Source organism: Acidobacterium sp. FHG110202_01 (genome assembly GCF_059115305.1).
The window spans coordinates 90,786-110,219 of sequence record NZ_JBZYWJ010000013.1 but is presented as its reverse complement, the minus strand read 5'-3'; the positions used below and the strand labels follow the sequence as shown (position 1 = coordinate 110,219).

15 protein-coding genes and 1 pseudogene are annotated in these 19,434 nt (G+C 56.9%); 8 read left to right on the top strand and 8 right to left on the bottom strand.

The genetic code is table 11. The features are described 5' to 3' along the window. The 5 genes and pseudogenes from AC5S16_RS22385 to AC5S16_RS22365 all read left to right on the top strand — a co-directional run. Positions 1-1,039 (top strand): annotated as a pseudogene (locus AC5S16_RS22385) (hypothetical protein); the annotation flags it as partial. Between the two features lie 16 nt (positions 1,040-1,055). After that, positions 1,056-2,009, top strand: coding sequence for a type VI immunity family protein (locus tag AC5S16_RS22380; RefSeq protein WP_493932347.1), 954 nt, complete (start codon positions 1,056-1,058; stop codon positions 2,007-2,009). 47 nt (positions 2,010-2,056) lie between these two features. Next, positions 2,057-3,019 (top strand): type VI immunity family protein, encoded by a 963-nt coding sequence (locus tag AC5S16_RS22375; RefSeq protein WP_493932346.1) that lies wholly within the window; start codon positions 2,057-2,059, stop codon positions 3,017-3,019. Between the two features lie 39 nt (positions 3,020-3,058). After that, positions 3,059-3,982: an ankyrin repeat domain-containing protein gene (locus AC5S16_RS22370; RefSeq protein ID WP_493932345.1), complete on the top strand. Its 924-nt coding sequence runs from the start codon at positions 3,059-3,061 to the stop codon at positions 3,980-3,982. A gap of 73 nt (positions 3,983-4,055) precedes the next feature. Then, positions 4,056-4,400, top strand: a complete 345-nt coding sequence (locus tag AC5S16_RS22365) for a hypothetical protein (RefSeq protein ID WP_493932344.1) — start codon at positions 4,056-4,058, stop codon at positions 4,398-4,400. Between the two features lie 807 nt (positions 4,401-5,207). Here the strand turns inward: AC5S16_RS22365 and AC5S16_RS22360 are convergent. Genes AC5S16_RS22360 through AC5S16_RS22335 form a run of 6 tightly spaced genes read right to left on the bottom strand, consistent with a single transcriptional unit; the run spans position 5,208 to position 14,748 of the window. After that, positions 5,208-9,791: a DNA glycosylase AlkZ-like family protein gene (locus AC5S16_RS22360; RefSeq protein ID WP_493932343.1), complete on the bottom strand. Its 4,584-nt coding sequence runs from the start codon at positions 9,789-9,791 to the stop codon at positions 5,208-5,210. Between the two features lie 32 nt (positions 9,792-9,823). After that, positions 9,824-10,639 (bottom strand): CheR family methyltransferase, encoded by an 816-nt coding sequence (locus AC5S16_RS22355; RefSeq protein ID WP_493932342.1) that lies wholly within the window; start codon positions 10,637-10,639, stop codon positions 9,824-9,826. Further along, complete coding sequence (locus AC5S16_RS22350) at positions 10,626-11,723, bottom strand: protein-glutamate methylesterase/protein-glutamine glutaminase (protein ID WP_493932341.1); 1,098 nt, start codon at positions 11,721-11,723, stop codon at positions 10,626-10,628. The genes AC5S16_RS22355 and AC5S16_RS22350 overlap by 14 nt, the downstream gene beginning before the upstream one ends. 7 nt (positions 11,724-11,730) lie before the next feature. Further along, positions 11,731-12,099 carry a response regulator gene (locus tag AC5S16_RS22345; RefSeq protein ID WP_493932340.1) on the bottom strand — a complete coding sequence of 123 codons (369 nt, stop codon included), beginning with the start codon at positions 12,097-12,099 and terminating at the stop codon, positions 11,731-11,733. Between the two features lie 7 nt (positions 12,100-12,106). Beyond that, the gene (locus tag AC5S16_RS22340; protein ID WP_493932339.1) at positions 12,107-12,562 is read right to left on the bottom strand and encodes a chemotaxis protein CheW; all 456 of its coding nucleotides are present in this window, start codon (positions 12,560-12,562) and stop codon (positions 12,107-12,109) included. Then, positions 12,559-14,748: a chemotaxis protein CheW gene (locus tag AC5S16_RS22335; RefSeq protein ID WP_493932338.1), complete on the bottom strand. Its 2,190-nt coding sequence runs from the start codon at positions 14,746-14,748 to the stop codon at positions 12,559-12,561. The genes AC5S16_RS22340 and AC5S16_RS22335 overlap by 4 nt, the downstream gene beginning before the upstream one ends. Before the next feature lie 96 nt (positions 14,749-14,844). On the opposite strand from AC5S16_RS22335, the gene AC5S16_RS22330 reads away from it, so the two are divergent. Genes AC5S16_RS22330 through AC5S16_RS22320 form a run of 3 tightly spaced genes read left to right on the top strand, consistent with a single transcriptional unit; the run spans position 14,845 to position 17,878 of the window. After that, entirely contained in the window at positions 14,845-15,273 is a 429-nt protein-coding gene (locus tag AC5S16_RS22330) for a cytidine deaminase (protein WP_493932337.1), read from the top strand. Then, entirely contained in the window at positions 15,260-16,615 is a 1,356-nt protein-coding gene (locus tag AC5S16_RS22325) for a thymidine phosphorylase (protein WP_493932336.1), read from the top strand. The genes AC5S16_RS22330 and AC5S16_RS22325 overlap by 14 nt, the downstream gene beginning before the upstream one ends. A gap of 24 nt (positions 16,616-16,639) precedes the next feature. After that, positions 16,640-17,878, top strand: coding sequence for a NupC/NupG family nucleoside CNT transporter (locus tag AC5S16_RS22320; protein ID WP_493932335.1), 1,239 nt, complete (start codon positions 16,640-16,642; stop codon positions 17,876-17,878). Between the two features lie 12 nt (positions 17,879-17,890). Here AC5S16_RS22320 and AC5S16_RS22315 read toward each other — a convergent pair whose 3' ends face one another. Together AC5S16_RS22315 and AC5S16_RS22310 are read right to left on the bottom strand one after the other, a co-directional pair. After that, positions 17,891-18,397: a lipocalin-like domain-containing protein gene (locus AC5S16_RS22315; RefSeq protein WP_493932334.1), complete on the bottom strand. Its 507-nt coding sequence runs from the start codon at positions 18,395-18,397 to the stop codon at positions 17,891-17,893. 44 nt (positions 18,398-18,441) lie between these two features. Beyond that, positions 18,442-19,341: a LysR substrate-binding domain-containing protein gene (locus tag AC5S16_RS22310; protein WP_493932333.1), complete on the bottom strand. Its 900-nt coding sequence runs from the start codon at positions 19,339-19,341 to the stop codon at positions 18,442-18,444. Positions 19,342-19,434: the final 93 nt, after the last annotated feature.

Sequence of the window (19,434 nt, the reverse complement as noted above, 5' to 3'; positions counted from 1 at the left end):
CACCATGGTCGACACCGCCGGTCAGGAAACCATCGCCATGGCCACCCCCTCGAGCAACCGCCTGGTCATGACCGAAAAGACCAACGAAACCGGCCGTCCCGCCATCGCCCTCGAAACCACAGGCGACATCATCCTCAGCGCCCCCAACGGCCGTATCCACTTCCTGTCCCAACTCCATTCCAAAGAAGTCGGGAGTGGCGGGGGTGGCGCAGGAGGTGGATCAGGTGCAGCCGCACCCGCAGCCCCTCCACCACCATCAACACCCGCGATTGTTCCCGCCGTATATCACCCATCAAGCGCGGGCGCACAAGTAGTGCCGGTAGGAGCCGGTGCAGGCGGCCCCGGAATGACTCCCGCCGAGCGGGCAGTGATTTGCGAAACAATCTGCGAGTGCAACCAAAGCGCTCCACTCTCGGCCAGCGGTGCGCAGTTAAAGCAGCAGTGCGTTTCCTCGAAACTTGCAGCAATGGATGCCGCTTCAGGCTACCGGAGCACCATCAAACCTGAAGTCAGCTACAATATGACGACCGAGCCGCCTACACCGATCATGGTGAATGACAACCCGACCCGTCCGCACCCTTGGTATAACTATCCGGGACAAAAGATTCCAGACTTCACATCTGGTGAAGGCATGATGCGACGGCCAGACGCTGTAATCGTGAATAATCCTAACCTACCACCGACCCAGGACAACCTACGCTCTGTTGTAGAGATCAAGTTCCCCCCGCAGCAGAACGACCCTTTGCAAGATGGTGCATATCTAGTGATCGCAGGTACAAATGCCGAGCTGGAACATCTAAGCCCTCAAGCATGCGGCTGCCCTGAGAAACAAAAAGTGCCACAACCAGAGACTGTTCCAGCACGGCAACCTGAAGGTCAGGAAGACCATACTCTACGAAATGTAGCCATAGGAGTAGGGGTTGGAGCAGCAGTTGTAGTGGGTGCAATAGTATTGGCACCGGAAGAAGCTGTTGCGGCAGCAGGGTATGGCCTTCTTCGCTTGGGAGGCTTTCTGTTACGCGGAGCTGCAGCATATTGATGTACAAGGAGAATGAATGCAACAACAACTGACCTTGACGCAGCCAGATCTGGACGCAATCCTGCGCGGTGAGCGCTTCGTTGAGGAGGATGACCAAAAGGTTCTCGGCATTGGCTTGACCACCCTTTTCCTATTTCATGACGGATATACACATGAAAAACGACTCTCTTTATGTAAATGCGTCGAAGAATTTCTCACTCTTGTTAGGCCCAACTTACGTTGGCAAACAGCGGAGAAGAGGGAAATTGATCTTAGCAAACAAGAACCGCTGACGCTCGAACCTCTCGAACAAAAGCGTTCTGAACGAGATCAGTGGAGTGTAGTTTATTCATCTGGGCAGGATCCTTTGGATGCTTCTGCGTTTCAATTGATCTTCATATGCAAAGCTTCGTGGGAACCCATAGGTATCAGTTGCCTGGGGATACAACTGCCACTCTCATACTTGAATGCCGACTTTATCGGTAGGTTTCACCGTTTTTCTTCGATTTTGCGCGTGAGCCAGGCATATGCAGGGGTTGGTGTCTTGCAAAGACCCAGCTTAGGAAATGCTGTTCCTTATGAGACCCTGGTTTACCAGTTGGCGCAGACCTATCCAGGATTGGAAGTGTTTTCGCCATCCTATTCGTTTGAAAGTATCAATTTACGAGATGCAATGCGATGCGTAAACTGGCTGACTGCCGTAGGAGACGAATTCCTTCAACAGCTGGGGAAAGTGGAAGATATCTGCCACGGCATGAGTCAGCAGATACTCGTTTATCGCTATGAAGGCGGAGTAATTTTTCAGGCCGGGTCTAAGCCCGATCTGGGTGGCGGCGAAAAAGGTGTCATCCCACCTTACTACCGCGAAGTTGCGCGTCCACTCAAACCAGTCCGGCTCCGGCAAATGAAAACTCGTTTCCAGCAAGGTACGCGCGGAACGCCCACTTTCGACTTAGATGAGACCATGAAATGGCTGGCGCGTTTCGACTGATTGAACTCTGAATTATGACTGTTTGGCAAACCATTTAGGCACAATCGATGCAACAACAACTCACCTTGACGCAGCCCGACCTTGACACAATCCTGCGCGGTGAGCGCTTCATCGAGAAAGATGGTCAGCCTATTCTCGGTATTGGCCTCCAAGCATTATTTCTTTTCACCGACGGCTATACAGCAGAGCGCCGGTCCGCCATTGCCGATTGCGTCGATGAGTTTCTCACTCTGGCTCAACCGCACCTTCACTGGCAGCTTGGTGAAATCGCAGAGCGTCGATTTCGAAAAATACTTGATAAGGATCAGCCACTGAGCGCTCGCCAAACATTCGCTGGCCTCACAGCAGAGCATCCATGCTCTTTCTCCTATGGCTCTAGCAACACTCCAGGAGCGGCATCTGCATACGGACTATCCTTTGTACTGATACCCAATTGGGAGGCCGAATTTAACCTCAGCTCACTTATCCTCACACTTCCTCTTCTCTGCCTCAATCCTGACTATATCGGGCGCTTTCATCGCTTCGCGTCTCTTCTTCGAACCTCTCAAGCATATGCCGGTATAGGAGTAATACAAGGTCTCGCTGCTATCGGCAGCTATGAATCTTTGGTCTATGAAGTAGCACAAAGGCTTCCAGGAGCGGAAGTTTTCTCACCAGGCGTTTCTACAGAATCTTTAAGCCTATTCAAGGGCATGCGTTCAGTGAACTGGTTGACAGCTGCAGGAAGTGAATTCGTCGAGCAGTTAGGTGGGCCTGACAAAATTACGCGTGGCTTGAGCCCGCAAATCATCGTCTACCGCTATGAAGGCGGCATTATGTTTCAGGCTGGCCCAAAGCCTGAACTGGGAAACGGCGAAAAAGGAGAAGTGCCTGCATACTACCGCGAGGTTGCGCGTGCCTTAAAAGGAATGCGTGTAGAAGACTTCGAGTACCAATTCCAGCAAGGAACAAACGGTAGCCCATATTTCGATAGAAATGCAACAAAACGCTGGTTAGCACGTTTCGACTGATGAACTTTCCATCTCAAGATATAAACCCCCACCTGAGCAATGCAACAGCAACTGATCTTGGTGCCTGATCTGAACGCAATCCTGCGCGGCGATCGCTTCGTCGAGAAGGATGGCAGCAAAGTTCTCGGCATCGGACTGCTTCGATCAGTACAGCGGCCCAATAGCGCCTATCATCTGCGTTTGTGGCTTGTACTTTCATTAGTAATTTTATTTACGGGATGTAAAGGAACTTCGATGAATTCACAGGCTCATAGATTTCTCTCTGACCCTCAACAATTAAGGATGGCGCACGCAATTGAAGACGGTGATACCACCACAATTCGCGAAATGATACAGAAAGATATAGTTTCAGCGAATGATTATGGAACTGCTGATAAAGAGCAGCCTATCAGTTTTTTGGTCTACGCCGTGATGGTCAAGAATAAGGATTCAATTCGTGCATTAATAGCTAACGGCGCTGATCCAAATTTCCTCACCCCGGATGGCTGGTCCGCGATTGCAGAAGCATCGCGTAGTCCAGATGAGTCACTGCTACCTCTCCTGCTTGACTCTGGAGGCGATCCCAAACTCCAGGCTCAAAAAGACCGACCCATGACTTTCATTGCATATTCCAATGAGCGGTGGAAAAACTTGGACCTCCTATTAAACCGCGGCGTCGATATAAATGCTCAGGATAAGGGTGGCGAAACATTGTTAATGTTTATGGCTAACGTAAATGACTATGACCATATGCTGGAATTACTTCAACGTGGCGCCGACCCTTCCATCACTACTGAGGGGAATCATGTACCTGTAGCTTGGGTGGTTCAAGAACAAGCTGGCCGGCTCGTTCCTGATGCGGAGAAAAAGCGGCAGCAAGTCATTCAGGCTCTGGAAGCCAAAGGCGTACACTTCCCAGTGCCGCCGCCGCCCATATACAAATGGGACACAACCCAACATAAATTCGTGCTCGCGCCACGCTAACCTATGGCGTTGACATTGGCAATCATGGTCTGTACATTCGCTGCCCTTCTCTCAGGATGTAGCAAAACTAATCATGGGAGTTTCGTCCATAACCGATATCGCAACACCTTCATTCCCACCTCATCCAGGAAAAATTGTCTTCCGTAGCGCATGGGATCACAACGAGAAGACAGTCCCGGCCAGTGATGTGCCCGATACAAACAAGTTTGTTTACTATGACGCTAACGGAGCAGAAACCAGCGACACGGCGCACGCCGCAAAACGCGTACCAATTCTCGAAGTGGACATGGTCAGCGTAGACAAAGACGGCAAGCTGGTTGATCCGAAAAAAGCGGCCACAATCAATGTGACGGAATACGGCCCCAATCATAAGGAATTACGTCACACTGTAGGACACCCTCCTCCAGTTCCTCAGTAATTTGTGTTTCTACGCAACTCATCCCGCACCTATGTCAAGCCCCCAAAGCAAGTAGAAACTGCATAACTCCAACAAACCAAAGCAAAAATAGAAGACAAATAGTTGGCACAGAATTACGCGCAAAATTGATAAACTAAAAATAGAGAGAAAAAAGCCCGCCAAACAAGGCGGGCTTTCGTGTTTTCAGGATTGATTGAGTTTGTCATCCTGAGCGCAGCGAAGCAGCCACAGCAAAAATCAAAGACCACGAACCTGCGACCTGGAGAGAAAACCATGTACAACGAATGCCGTCACCTTTACACCAGCGGCCGCAAGTGCGAGCAGGCAGCGCTGAAAGACCAGCCCTTCTGCTACTACCACGTCAACACGCGCCAGCGCCCCTCGCCCAGCAACACGCCCTACGACCCGCACTCTATGGTATGGTCCGCATCATCACAAAAGCGTCATCCTGAGCGAAGCAACGCGCAGTCGAAGGATCCCCGCGAGCAAAGCTCGTGGGAGGTCGGCCAAAGGCCGACGGGATGCACATCGCGCCAATGCACACCACGAAAAACCAAACCCCAGGAATTGTCATCCCGACCGCAGCGGAGGGACCTGCAGTTTTGCATCAGCTACGAAATCCTGCACTCTAAACCCTGCAACAGCGGTAACCAAAAATCAGATTACCCGCTAACTATAAGAAAACGCTGGAGTAGTGCACAAGCAATAGAAGAATCAATAACATAGCGGGGGATCACCCTCCGCTATCTCACTGAAAACAAACAAATCCTCCCACTACATAGGGGGAGGGGGGCCCCCCTGGTTGAGTCATCGGGCAAGAGCAGCCCGGGGCACATGAAACCCCGCCGGAGCAGCCCGGAAACCCGCCTCTTCCAGAAAACGAGCAAACGGATCAAGGTGCGCAGGCTGCCCGTTGACCGTCGAGATCAGCAGCCCACCCCGGGGATCCTCCTCCATCCCTGACAAGGCCATTCCCGCAAGAAAAGCCGCCAAATCGCGTCCCGCATGACCGCGCTCCGGCTCATCCGGAGGAAGGAAGACCAACACATTAGGATTGTTGCGTCGCAGGTACGCGACCAGCTCCCCGTTGCGCAGAACCACCGTGGCCCCGACGCTGCGACTCAGCAAACCATCAGAAGACGGCCACAGCAGGACCGAGCCATAAATATTCGCTGGGTCGGTAGCTGCCAGCGCCATCATCTCCGCCTGCTCCGGCAGAGCTCGATTGCGCAGCGATCGCAGCAGGTCAACCGCTGATGGCAAAGCAAACTGCGCCGCGCCAAGTCCGGCAACGAAATAGCCGCGGCGGATGCGACCGCTCTCTTCCAATGCCTTGAGTACGTCGTACACCGCGCTGAAACCGCCGGGGAGGTTCTCCTGCTGCGCCGTCTCTCTTGAGAGAACGCCGTAGCGGGCAAGCAGTTGCTGCGCCATTGCATGACTCCACTCTGTGGGCGAGGAGGCCGAAGCCTCCAGCAGCGCCCAGCGCCCCTGTGCGCTCGGCGGAGTCGTCCGCCGCGACCGGAAAGCCCGGTCAAAGGCCTGCTCATTGTGAACGCGCTTCGACGAACGCGCCGTCGAAGGCCGAGCCGTATAAGCGCGCAGAGCATGAAATGTGTCGTTGGTTACCAACCCGCGCCACACCAGGCTCCACAGTGCATCGAGCGTCTCTCCCGGATAGCCTCCGCCCACCGCATCATGCAGCTGGGCAAAGAAAAGCGCGCCGCCGCGATCAAGTGCAGAGACAATCGCCTCTTCTCGCGGACTGAAGAGTTCTGCACTCTGTGCCGAAGCAAGCGGCAGCAAAGCTGCCAGCTTATCGGCAAGATAAAGCGCAATGCGGCCATCGCGCTCTCCCAGCGGATCGAGGCCGCGCCACATAATCTCGCCCGCCGCAATCAGCGTATCGAGATCGGAAGGAGAATACTTCGCAATACGGGCAGGAAGAATCGCCGACTCGAGCAGCGACGCCGGCAGAGGAGCGCCCTGCAGGCTCTCGACCGTATCGAGCAGCGCATCCAGTCCGCGCCTCGGCTGCAGCACGCCCTGCCAGTGCGTCTCAAATCGCGCCAGTATCGGCTGCTCCACAGGTTCCACTTCCCTGCGCAGCCTGGCTAACGACTTCCTGCGGATCATGCGCAGCGCTTCAGCATCGCACCACTCGCGGTGTACGCCGCTGGGCCGGAACCCACCCTCCATCACGCGCCCATCGAGAACAAGCGTGTGCAGCGCTGCTTCCACCTGCTGCGATTTCAGCCCAAAACGCCGCACAGGCTCATCCAGAGTGAACGGCCCATGCGTGCGCGCATACCGCCGCACCAGCTCAAGCACTGGAACAGCCGCCGGCTCAAGCAGCTGCTTCGGCAACCCCTTGGGCAGCGCAACACCCAGAGCATCGCGGTAACGAGCCGCATCCTCAACCGCAACGAATCGCTGTTCGCCGGCAATTTGAATTTCAACCAAGCGCTTTGAGTGCAGCAGCTTGTCAATGGAGGAAAGCAAATCGGACGAAGCCAGCCGCAGAGCAATCTCATCCCGCGTCAGGTCGCCAAGCCGCAGCAGCAGATCATGAATGCCGTCAGCCGAGCGAACCAGATAGCTTTCTCCTCGCAGTTGAAGCTGTTCTTCCACCTCTGCAATCGCATCCGGATCGAGCAGCTCACGCAGATCGGCATCGCCCAGCAGATCCCGCAGCTGTTCCTGATCGATCGAGAGCGCCTGCGTACGCCGCTCGGCCAGTGGAGCATCGCCGTCATAGATGTAGTTCGCCACATAACTGAAGAGCAGCGACGACGCAAAGGGCGACGGCTTGGCCGAGTCGGCAACATGAACACAAATCTCCTTCTTCTCGATACCACCGAGCACCTCAAGAAATGCCGGCATATCAAACACATCACGCACGCATTCACGATAGGTTTCGAGAATGACCGGAAACGAGGGATACCGTGCGGCAACTGAAAGCAGGTCATAGGCCCGCTTGCGCTGCTGCCACAATGGAGCGCGTCCCCATGCCCGCCGCTTCGGAAGCAGGAGCGCCCTCGCCGCATTCTCTCGAAACTTCGCCGCAAACATCGCGGTCGCGCCGAGTTGTCGCAGAACCAGCTCCGACGCCTGCGACGGAGCAAGCATCAGCCCCGCAGCATCCGGAGCATCTTCCGTGTCGGGGAAACGCAGCACAAACCCGTCATCAGCCCACATGGTCTCAAGAGCAACGGTTGCGCTCAGCTTTTCAGTAATCGCCATCGCCCACGGAGCATGCACACGACTCCCAAAGGGCGTCAGCACGCACACGCGCCAATCCCCGACTTCATCACGTACGCGCTCGATCACAATCGTGCGGTCATCCGGAACCGCCTCTGTCGCCTCCTGCTGATCGACCAGAAACCGGAGAAGGTTCTCCGCGGCATTGGGATCAAGATCGTGCTCACGCACAAGCCGGCTGAGCGCTGCATTCGATGGCATCTCGCGCAGCTCGCGTACCAGCTTGCCGATGCGCCGGCCGAACTCCAGCGGACGCCCCGCCGTGTCTCCATGCCAGAACGGCATCTTGCCTGGCTCTCCCGGCGCAGGAGAAACCAGCACGCGGTCCTGCATGATCTCATCGATGCGCCACGTCGAAGCCCCCAGCACGAATGTCTCTCCCGTGCGGCTCTCGAAGACCATCTCTTCATCGAGCTCACCAACGCGCACCGGCTTGCCTTCTTTGTTCGAGAGAAAAACGCCGTACAGCCCGCGGTCAGGAATCGTGCCTGCATTCAGAATTGCAAGGCTCTTCGCGCTCTCGCGGGGTGTGAGCACCTGATGCACCCGGTCCCATGTAATCCGCGGCCGCAGCTCGGCAAATTCATCCGATGGATAACGCCCGGCCAGCAGATCGAGCACGCCTTCGAATGCAGCATGGCTTAGAGTGGCAAACGGAGCAGCTCCGCGCACGATGCCTAAAAGATCATCGACTGAGATTTCCGCTTCTGCCGGAGGCCGCCCCTTCAGCCGGGGAACAGCAAGACGCGGAGGCTGTGCCACAATCGCAACAATCTGCTGCGCCAGCACATCCAGCGGATTGCGCAGATACCGCGTCGCCTCCACCAACCCCTCATGCATCGCCCGCGTCACCGCTGCGCAGGCTACAAGGTCAGCGCGGTATTTGGGAAAGATGATGCCCTCGCTCGCCGCACCAACGTGGTGACCGGCGCGCCCGATGCGCTGCATCCCGCTCGCGACAGAAGATGGTGCTTCCACCTGAACAACAAGATCCACCGCGCCCATATCGATGCCAAGCTCGAGTGTCGACGTGGCCACCAGCGCCTTGATATTCCCGGCCTTGAGCTGGTCTTCAATCTCGAGCCGCTGTGCTGCAGCCAGAGAGCCATGATGCGCCCGAGCAATCTGCTCGCCGGCAAGCTCGTTGATCGCTCCGGCAAGACGCTCGGCAATGCGGCGGTTATTGACGAAGATGATCGTCGAATTCCGCTCGCGCACAATTTCGAGCAGCCGCGGATGGATCGCGCTCCAGATAGAAGCGCGCTTCTCGCCTCCAAGCCTGGCCATGTCTTCGACAGGAACCTCGATACGCAGTTCCAGCTTCTTCGGCTCGCTGGCATTGATGATGGTGACAGGCCGGAATGCAGGAAGGCGCTCGTGCGCGGCCGGCTCAACCGTAGTCCACTCCTCTTCAAGCTCAGTGATGTTCCCGGCATCCTGCTGCGTGCTTTTCTTCACATCGCACCCGCCGAGAAAGCGCGCCACTTCTTCGAGCGGCCTCTGCGTGGCCGAAAGCCCAATACGCTGAATAGGTTTCTCAGTAATTGCTTCCAGCCGCTCCAGGCTCAACGCAAGATGCGCTCCGCGCTTAGTGGGAACCAGTGCATGAATCTCATCAATAATGACTGTATCGACCGAACGCAGAGCCGCAGCTGATTCTGATGTCAGCAGCAGATAGAGAGACTCCGGAGTCGTGATCAGAATCTCGGCAGGATGCCGCCGGAAACGGCTGCGCTCCTTCTGCGGAGTGTCGCCGGTGCGTACACTCACCTCCGGCTCGTAGAAAGCAATGTCCTTTTCCCGCGCCATACTCGCAATACCAGCAAGCGGAGTGCGCAGGTTGCGCACCACATCGACAGCAAGAGCCTTCAGCGGGCTGATATAGAGGATGCGGCAGCCTTCAGGCTCATCTTCCCTGCGGTGCATCATCAGACGGTCGAGGCACCAGAGAAATGCCGTCAGCGTCTTGCCAGTTCCCGTAGGCGCAAGGATCAGTGTGCTCTCGCCGCGCGCAATCGCCGGCCATCCCAGGCGCTGCGGAGACGTGGGTTTGCCGAAGACAGCACGAAACCACTCCGCAGTCACCGGATGAAAGAGACCGAGCACATCTCCTGTATTGCCCTTCGCCATATCGCCTCACAGCAGAATACCGCCGGGAGCAATCAGCAGGGCTTGTAATAGCAGGTGTTGTTCACAACCATGGGCCGCCACAAGTCAGGCCGAAGTACACGTTCGCTCGCGCCAAGAAGAAGAAAACCATCAGGATGAAGCGCGCTATGCAGGCGATCGAGAATCAATTTCTGCGTTGTTTCAGAAAAATAAAACAGGACATTGCGCAGCAGGATGCCCGCGAATTTCTCAAGTGGAGGCAAAGCGTGAGCAAGATTGCGTTGTTCGAAGCGGCAAACTGCGCGCACTTCCGGCACCACCTCCCACTCATCGCCATCGCGGCGGAAGAACTTCAGCAGATAGCGCGCCGGCAGGCCGCGATTAATCTCCATGCGCCGGTAGCGCCCTGCGCGGGCGCGGCGGACCATCTCTCCGTGAATATCGCTGCCTATGATCTCGATATTCCAGCCATAGAGCTGCGGAAATTCATGGCGAAGCAGCATCGCCAGCGAGTAAGCCTCCTGGCCGCTGGAACAGGCAGCGCTCCAGAAACGAAGGCTTCGACCATTCTGCCGCTTTTCGATCAGCTGCGGAATCAATTGCTGTCGCATGAGATCAAAAGGCGCATGATCGCGGAAGAAACTCGTCTCATTGATGGTCATGGCCTCGACTACGGCCTGATCCAGAGCAGGATCGGGAGCAAATCTCAGTTTATGGACAAGCTCATCCAATCCGCTCATACCCAGGCTCTGCCACAACCGGTACAGCCTCGCTTCAAACAGATCGTCACGCGAAGGATGGAGCACATTTTCTGAGCGGCTTTGCAGGAACTGGCGGAGAAAGGCAAAGTCGGTCTCAGTGCATGGCATGAGCACTCAACCTCCCAAGCACAGATGATCGCCGTGGAGAGCAAAGGCGAACGAGTTCGGCAGCAATGACCTGTAAGGGAAGAACGCGGTGTGCCAACCCTGCATCAGCCACGATTCCCGGCATGCCCCACACCGCACTTGAAGCACAATCCTGCACCAGAACATGCCCGCCTGCCTTGCGAATGGCCTTACATCCCTCAAGCCCGTCAGACCCCATGCCCGTAAGAATCACGCCAATCACACCGTCGCCGCACGTTTCCGCCGCCGAGCGAAACAACACATCGACAGAAGGCCGGCAGAAATCTCCCGCCAAAGGCTCGGACAAGCGCATAACATATCCGCGTCCGAAAGCCGCGCGCATCAGTTGCAGATGCCAGTCACCACGCGCCAGATAAACATAGCCCGGCAATACCCGCTCTCCTGCGACAGCCTCACGAACCGCCAGTTCACATGCGCGGTCGAGCCGATCTGACAACAGTGACGTAAACAATCGGGGCATGTGCTGTGCAATCAGAATGGGAACAGAAAAGTCACGGGGAATCTGCGCCAGCAGAGTCTCAAGCGCCATTGGCCCGCCAGTTGATACGCCTATGACCACAATTTTCGCGCGCGGCACAAGCATCGGCGCGCACAGCTCAAGAGCCGGCTCATGAGCTGTCCCGGTTTCCCGAGTCAAGCAAAGCGCCTTGATCTTCGGAAGCAGGTCACGCGACAACGTAGCTACGGCATCAGCCGCGCCATGCTGCGCCGTCGGCTTGGTGACATAATCCGTTGCCCCACGTGCCAGCGCTTCAAGCGTAATGGCCGCACCGCGACGAGTAAGCGTGCTGCACATGATGATTTTTGCAGGATGTTTGCGCGTGCGCAGCTCAGTCAACATTTCTATCCCGTTCATGCGCGGCATTTCGATATCGAGAAGAATCAGGTCCGGCTTCAGCCGGTCGGCCAGGTCAAGACCGCTCAGGCCATCGGCTGCCATGCCTGCCAGTTCGATTACAGGATCAGAGGCCAGCACCATGCGTAGCAGGCTGCGCATCACTAGTGAATCGTCGACTACGAGCACGCGGATGGAACGAGGCTGCATCACTCTCCTACGCCATGAGGCCGATCATCTGAAGTTTCTCCATCAGCGAGCCCTCATCGAATGGCTTCATCAGATACTCATCTGCCCCTGCTTCAAGCGCAGCTTCGATGAATGCGTGATCCGCCTCCGTCGTCACCATCACCACTTTCATCTCTTTTTGCTGCAGATCGTCGCGAAGCGCCTTGACAAAATCCAGGCCATTCATCACCGGCATGTTCACATCCACCAGCGCGAGATCAAACGCGCTGCAGTTGGCAACAGCATCTAATGCAGTCTGCCCATCGCCTGCTTCCACGCATTCCAGTCCATGGCTTTCGAGCAGGGAGTGAAGATAATTCCGGATAAAGCCTGAATCGTCGACAATCAGCGCGCGCATTCCGACCTCAATTGGTTTCTGCGAGACGCGCTGGATCGAGCCTCTCCGGATCGAGCATCACCAGCAGTCCGCCACTCAGCTTGTATGCCCCGGCAAAGAGAGCCTTGCGCCGGTCATCCAGCGTCGAAGGGTTACCTTCAAAATCTGCAAGAGAAACTGTCAGCACTTCCCTGACCTCATCGACAAGCAGGCCAAAATACCCGTCTTCGTTTTCAAAGACAAGAATGTCTTCGCTGGCATCATGTGCCGGCATTCCCAGCAGCTTCCGCAATGACACCGTAGTTAAAACTTCGCCCCGATAATGCGCCAGTCCACCGATGAATCCAGGAGCCAGCGGAACAGGATGCGTCGCAGGCTTGCCCAGAATTTCGAGAATGCGCATTACAGGCACACCAAACAGTGTTTGTCCTACGCGTACAGCACACATCTCGACTACATCTTCTACAGCTAGTGCAGTCGTCATAGAACGACCTCCGCCATCTCTTCCTGTAATGCTGGGATTGCTGCCAGCGGAACAAGGCTGGTCACACGCTCGTTAAGCAGTGTGACATTGCGCGCTGCTGTCTGTGTGCCCGCTTCCTCCAGAGGCTTGCCGCCCGCCACGTCCAGCACATGGGAAACAGCCACGCCCACATGCCTCGCTCCGTCGCGGCATACAACCACGGTTATTTCCTCGTCTTCATAAGCGCTGTCATTTCCGCTGATGTCGCGCAGCGGAAGCAGCGAATCATCGAAGCGCAGAACCGGTAAGCCGCCCAGCTTCTCCACACGGGCTCGGGGAATACGTTCGATGCGCAACACACTTTCCAGCGGCACCGCTGTATGCTCCTCCCCGCTCTGCATCAGCAGGTATTCCATTCCACCCGTTGTCTCAGCCTCAATCACGGGAGCGTCTTCTTCAAGCGCCATGCCGATATTCGATCGCGTCGCAATCGCTCCAGGATCCAGAATCAGCGCCATCTCGCCATTACCGAGAACGGTCGCACCGGAAAACAGCCCGATCTCCCGGAGCACAGAAGAAAGAGGCTTGACGACGATCTCCTCCGGGTCCGCCAGACCATCGACGACGAGGCCATAACGGCGTCCTTCTGCATTGAGTACAGCAATGTAAGCCTCGCCTTCACGCTCTCCTTCTCCACGCTGGGCAAGAAGCGAATCAAGAAACACCAGCGGCAGAAGCTTGCCGCGTAAGCGATAAAGTGCCGCTCCTTCCATCCGCTCTACTTCGGTCCGGGCCTCGTCTGCGGAAAGATGCACCAGCTCCGAAAGCGCCCCTTGCGGCAGCGCAAAGCTCTGCCCGCGACTGGAGACAATCAGCGCCGGCACAATCGCCAGCGTCAGCGGAATGCGCAGGCGAAGCGTCGTTCCCTTTCCTACGCGGCTGTCGATCTCTACTTTGCCGCCAATCTTCTCGACATTCGTGCGGACCACATCCATGCCTACGCCGCGCCCGGAAACATTGGTGATAGCTTCCGCAGTCGAGAATCCGGGAAGAAAAATCAGCTGCATCAATTCGCGGTCAGAGAGCTGGGCGGCGCGCTCGCGCGTGATGAGCCTGCGCTCCAACGCCTTGTCGCGAATGCGTTCCACCTTCAACCCGCCACCGTCATCAGAAACCTCGATGATGACGTAGCTGCCTTCCTGATAGGCGCGCAGCTGCACTGTGCCTTCCGGGTCTTTCCCTGCCGACTCGCGCACATGCGGAGCTTCGATGCCGTGATCAATCGCGTTGCGAACAGAATGGGTCAGCGGGTCCTTGATCGCTTCAAGCAGGCTCTTGTCGAGCTCCGTTTCCTGCCCCTCCATTACCAGGCGCACGCGCTTGTTCAGCTGTTGTGCCAGATCGCGTACCATGCGCGGAAACTTCGCGAAGACATGGCTCACCGGCTGCATGCGCGCCTTCATTACCGCTTCACGCAGATCAGCCGTCACCATGTCGAGCCGCCGCGAGAGTAACGTAAGATCGGAGTCAGCTCCCACGCGCTGCAGAATCTGGTTGCGCGTCAGCACCAACTCTCCCACCAGATTCATCATGCGGTTCAAGAGGTCAACATCCACGCGCAGCGTGGATTCGGTGGCATTGGAAGCGGCGCGCGCCTGAACTACCTGAGGCTCGGCCTGATATACCTCGATCGTCGTCGGCGCCCCCTGATGCGGCGCCGCTGCAACCATCGCAACCGACGGCTCTTCAGCCTTTTTCTTTGTTTTTGCTTTGCGAATCTTCCTAGGAATCTCCGACCCGACGGGAGGCACTTCAGGCTTTGTCTCGGTGGGGAGCGCCTGCAGAACACGAAGCCGTTCGATTATTGCCGCATCATCGCCCTGCCCTTCACTTCCTGACGCCTCAATGCTTCCCAGAATCTCGCGCAGAGCATCGAGCAGCGACAGCAACGCGCTGATGATTTCGGCATTCGCCGCCAGCCTGCCGTCGCGCAGAAGACCGAGCAGGTTTTCGCCCGCATGCGCGAGCGACTCCAGCCGTGAAAAACCAAGAAATCCGGTCGTGCCCTTGATAGTGTGGACGGAACGAAAGATCTCCGCGAGCAGCTCCCGGTTCTCCGGCTGCTCTTCGAGATCGGTCAGGCACCGCTCCATGCGGTCCAGACCCTCCTGGCTCTCAATCAGAAACTCCCGTGTCAATTCATCCACGAATAAGTTATCGGGCGGCGAGGGAGAAAACTTGAATGAACGCGATATTCCGGGCAGTTGCACAAGAAACCTCTTCCCGATAGCCTCAGACATGCAATGTCGGAGCTATCGCCAGCACAAATCGAAGAGTTGCGCAAAGCCGCAGATGCCGCGGCAGAACACGCCTATGCACCCTACTCTGGGTTCCGCGTAGGGGCAGCGCTGCTCTTTGACGACGGCGCCATCGTCGCCGGCTGCAACATCGAGAACATCTCCTATGGGCTCAGCATCTGCGCTGAGCGTGCTGCCATGGTTCGCGCCATCGCCGAGTCAGGGGCGAAGCGCAAAATCGTAGCCGTGTTAGTTACAAATCTCAACCAGGCTGCCAGCCCTCCCTGCGGAGCCTGCCGCCAGTTCCTCAGCGAGTTTGCAACCGAAGACACGGTTGTATACTTCGCCAATGCCGATGGCAGCCTCACATCAAAACTCCTCACCGAGCTGCTGCCTTTTAGCTTCGCCGACTGGAAAGCCGATGCACGCCGTTGATCTCATCCGTAAAAAGCGCGACGGCGAAGAGCTGTCTCCGGATGAAATCCAGTTCCTCGTCCAGGGCGCAGCATACGAAACCATCCCCGAAGAGCAGCTTGCCGCGTGGCTGATGGCTGCATTCCTGCGCGGCCTGTCTCTGGCTGAAGTCGACGCTCTCACCACTGCCATGCGTTTCTCTGGCGAGACATTCGATCCCTCGCCGCTCGGGCGCTTCGCCGTCGACAAGCACTCCACCGGAGGCGTCGGCGATAAAACCTCATTCCTGGTCGCGCCCATCGCCGCTGCGGCCGGACTCGCCGTGCCCATGATCAGCGGCCGAGCTCTCGGGCACACCGGCGGCACACTGGACAAATTAGAGAGCATCCCCGGCTACCGCACACAATTATCGCTCAAGGAAATGGAGCATGTACTGACCGAGGTTGGCGCAAGCATCGTCGGTCAGACAAAGAACCTCGTCCCCGCGGACCGCGTCCTCTACGCGCTGCGCGACCGCACTTCGACCGTCGAAAGTCCCTTCCTCATCTGCGCCTCTATCATGAGCAAGAAGCTCGCTGCCGGACTCAATGGCCTTGTCCTCGATGTAAAAACCGGTTCCGGAGCATTCCTGCGCCGCAAGGAGGACGCATATTTCCTCGCCGCGCTGATGGTCGAAACTGGAGAACGCGCGCATACGCGCCCTGCAGCGCTGCTCACCAACATGGACCAGCCTCTCGGGCGCTTCGCCGGCAACTGGACCGAGGTCTGGGAATCACTTGATCTGCTTCAAGGCAAGCGCCATCCGCTCAATGAAGACCTGCGCGAGCTTTCACTCACACTTGCCGGATGGATGCTTCATCTTGGCGGAATTGCTGCAACTGCACAGGACGGATATAGCCGCGCTGAAGAAATTCTTGCCTCCGGAAAAGCGCTCGAAATCTTTACAAAGATGGTTGCAGCACAAGGCGGCGACACCACCATCTTCGCTGATCCGGAAAAGTTCCATCACTCCGCAGCGCGCCGCGAATTCCTGGCCGATCGCTCAGGCTATCTCGCACAGATCGACTGCACCGCCGTTGGATGGGCCGTGCAGCGTCTGGGCGCAGGGCGTGAGCATGCCGGTGAACCAGTCGATCCGCATGCCGGTCTGGAAATGCATGCGAAACTCAGCGCGAAAGTCGAAGCAGGCCAGCCGCTCTGCACCATGTTTTCGAGCAGCGCATCCCGCTTCGCCGAGCCAGAAGCGCTGCTACGCAAGGCGCTGATCATTCAAGACGAACCGGAGCCTATCCAACCTCTTATCCAGAAAATCATCACCGCTGAGAACAGAAAAGAGTTCCTCGAATCTGCGCATCGCCCATAGGATAGATGTGAACGGGAGAACCATTTGGGACGATTTACCGGTGTTTTAGGGCTGCTCACCATGCTCGCCTTGGCATGGATTTTTTCCACCAACCGCCGCGCTATCCGTTGGCGCACTGTTGTCTGGGGCCTGGGCCTGCAGATTCTCTTCGCCTTTATCGTGCTCGATTTCTCCTGGGGCCAGCGCGCTCTGGCCACCGCAGGCGCCGCCGTCACCAAGCTGCTCTCCTATGCTTATGAAGGCTCGTCTTTCGTCTTCGGCGAACTCGGCAGGCAGCACTCCTCCTTCGGAAGCATCTTCGCCTTTCAAGTCCTTCCCACCATCATCTTCATCTCGGCATTTTTTGCGGTGCTCTATCACGTCGGCATTATGCAACTGCTCATCCGTCTTTTTGCGCGTCTCATGCAGCTCACGCTGCGCGTCAGCGGCGCAGAAAGTCTCAATGTCGCCGCCAGCATCTTCATGGGCCAGACTGAGGCTCCGTTGACCATCCGCCCGTTTCTGCCTGACGCCACGCGTTCCGAGCTTATGACCATCATGACCAGCGGCATGGCGCATGTCTCTGGCGGCATCATGGCGGCTTATATTTTGTACGGCATCGAAGCGCAGCATCTGCTTGCAGCCGTTATCATGACCGCTCCTGGCACGATCCTCATCTCGAAGATGCTCGTTCCGGAAACCGGAACGCCCGCAACCGAAGGCGTGGTCCGCATGCCTGAAGACGCCGGGCACAAGGAAGAAAACCTTCTTGGAGCCATCGCCCGCGGCACCATCGACGGCGGCCAGCTCGCCTTCAACGTAGCCATCATGCTCATCTCCTTCATGGCGCTGATCGCTCTGGTCAACGGAATCCTCGGAGGCCTGCATAACTGGCTCGGCGGACATCATATTCCCTTTCCATCCAGGCTCGATTCGATCCTCGGCGTCATCTTTTCTCCTATTGCCTGGGTTATCGGAATCCCTTGGCATGATGCAAGAATCGTCGGCAATCTATTGGGCACGCGCATGGTCATCAATGAGGTCGTAGCCTACTCCATGCTTGGCACGCAGAAGGCCATGCTCGACTTCCGCTCCTTCACTATCGCCACCTTCGCGCTCTGCGGATTCGCCAATCTCAGCTCCATCGGCATCCAGATCGGTGGCATCGGCGCGCTCGCTCCCAACCGCCGCAACGACCTGGCGAGACTCGGCCTGCGTGCCATGCTTGCCGGAACCATGGCTAACCTCATGTCTGCCTCGATCGTCGGCATCCTGATGCGCTAAAAACTGAACCAGCTATCGGACCCGCCGCAACACGGTGATTGGAATGGAGCCGTCCGGGCGTGGAGCAACCTTCCAGGAAAGCTCATCGCCCTTCATCTCATAAGGACGCACCTGTGTGGTGTCATCCTGGTTGGGGAAGGAGGAACGGTCGATATGAAAAGTGATTGTGTGTTTGACGGGATCCATGCTGTAACGGCCGAAGTGAACACTCGTACTGAGAACAGCTTCCTTGTATTCCTCCGGAGTTCCCTTGAGCTTGTCTCCGGATGAAAACTTCTGACGGTCGGCGCGATAGATCTGGACAGAGTAATAGCCATCAGCGGTGAATATCACGAGCCCATGCGGATTGTCGCCGTAGTCGGAAACGCGCGTGCCGTCGGGAAGCACCTTGTCAGCTCCGGCAAGAATCCATGTGCCAGTAATGGCGGACGTTTGTGCGAAAGCTGAGAGTGAGCCCGCAAACAGGCTCGCGAATAACAAGAGAGACTTGATCATGCGGCCAATGTAGCAACGCATCATCCACCGCACAATTTGATTCTTCTCAACACATCGGTGAACGCTGCTTATGCTTTGCGAAGAATCTTTACTTTCGGCCGCGATAACAGTATCGATCCAAGAGCTTCAGTAAGAAGCGATGCCATGCGATCCGTGGCAACGCCGCTGGAGTGGGCATTTCGATGCAGCGTAACGGGCAGGCTGCCGAGCTGGGGCAGATGATGCAGCGATCGAGCGGACACAAGGCCCTCAGGAAGGTTGAACGCGGTGCGCGCTGTAATACCGAGACCGCCGAGCAGCGCGGCCCATAGTCCATCCAGGCTGGGGCTGTTGGCGGCGATACGGTACGGTATATTCGCAGCTTCCAGATGCTGTATGGCCGACTTACGGAAGGCACATTGCGGGCCAAGCGCAGCGAGCGGCAAAGGCTGCCCTTGCGGCGGCATAAAGGTAGACGAGGCGATCCAGACAAGATCGAGTTGCCCTACCGTTTGCGCCGCGGCGCGATCTTCATGGCCAATGACAACAGCAAGGTCGATCTGCGATTTATCAATGGCATCGGCAAGAGCAGCATTGCCTTCGATGCGGAGCTCCACTTGCATACGCGGGTAGAGCGATGCGAAACGCGATAGAACCAAAGGCAGAATCGAGGCGAAATCCTGTGGGCAGCCGATGCGAATGCAGCCTGCCAGGTTCGCACCCTGCATGGTGTCCAGCAGCTCGTCATTGAGTGCGAGAATGCGGCGGGCATAGGCGAGAGCAACTTCTCCGGCCTCAGTAAGAGCGAGGCCACGGCCGCGCCTGCGGAAGAGCGGCATCCCTAGATCGTCCTGCAGACGCTTCATCTGCAGGCTGATGGCAGAAGGCGTGCGGCCAAGATGTTCTGCCGCCTGCGTCAGGCCGCCTAGGTCATGAGCGACGGAAAGCGTACGCAGCGTATCCAGATCGAGATTGATTCGCACCGGCATGAGTGTACGTAGTGTAGACGAACAGAACCAGGGCTGACCGGGAGTTATCCTTACGAGCTCCACGGCTTTAGTGGCGAGAGAATGCGAGTGCGG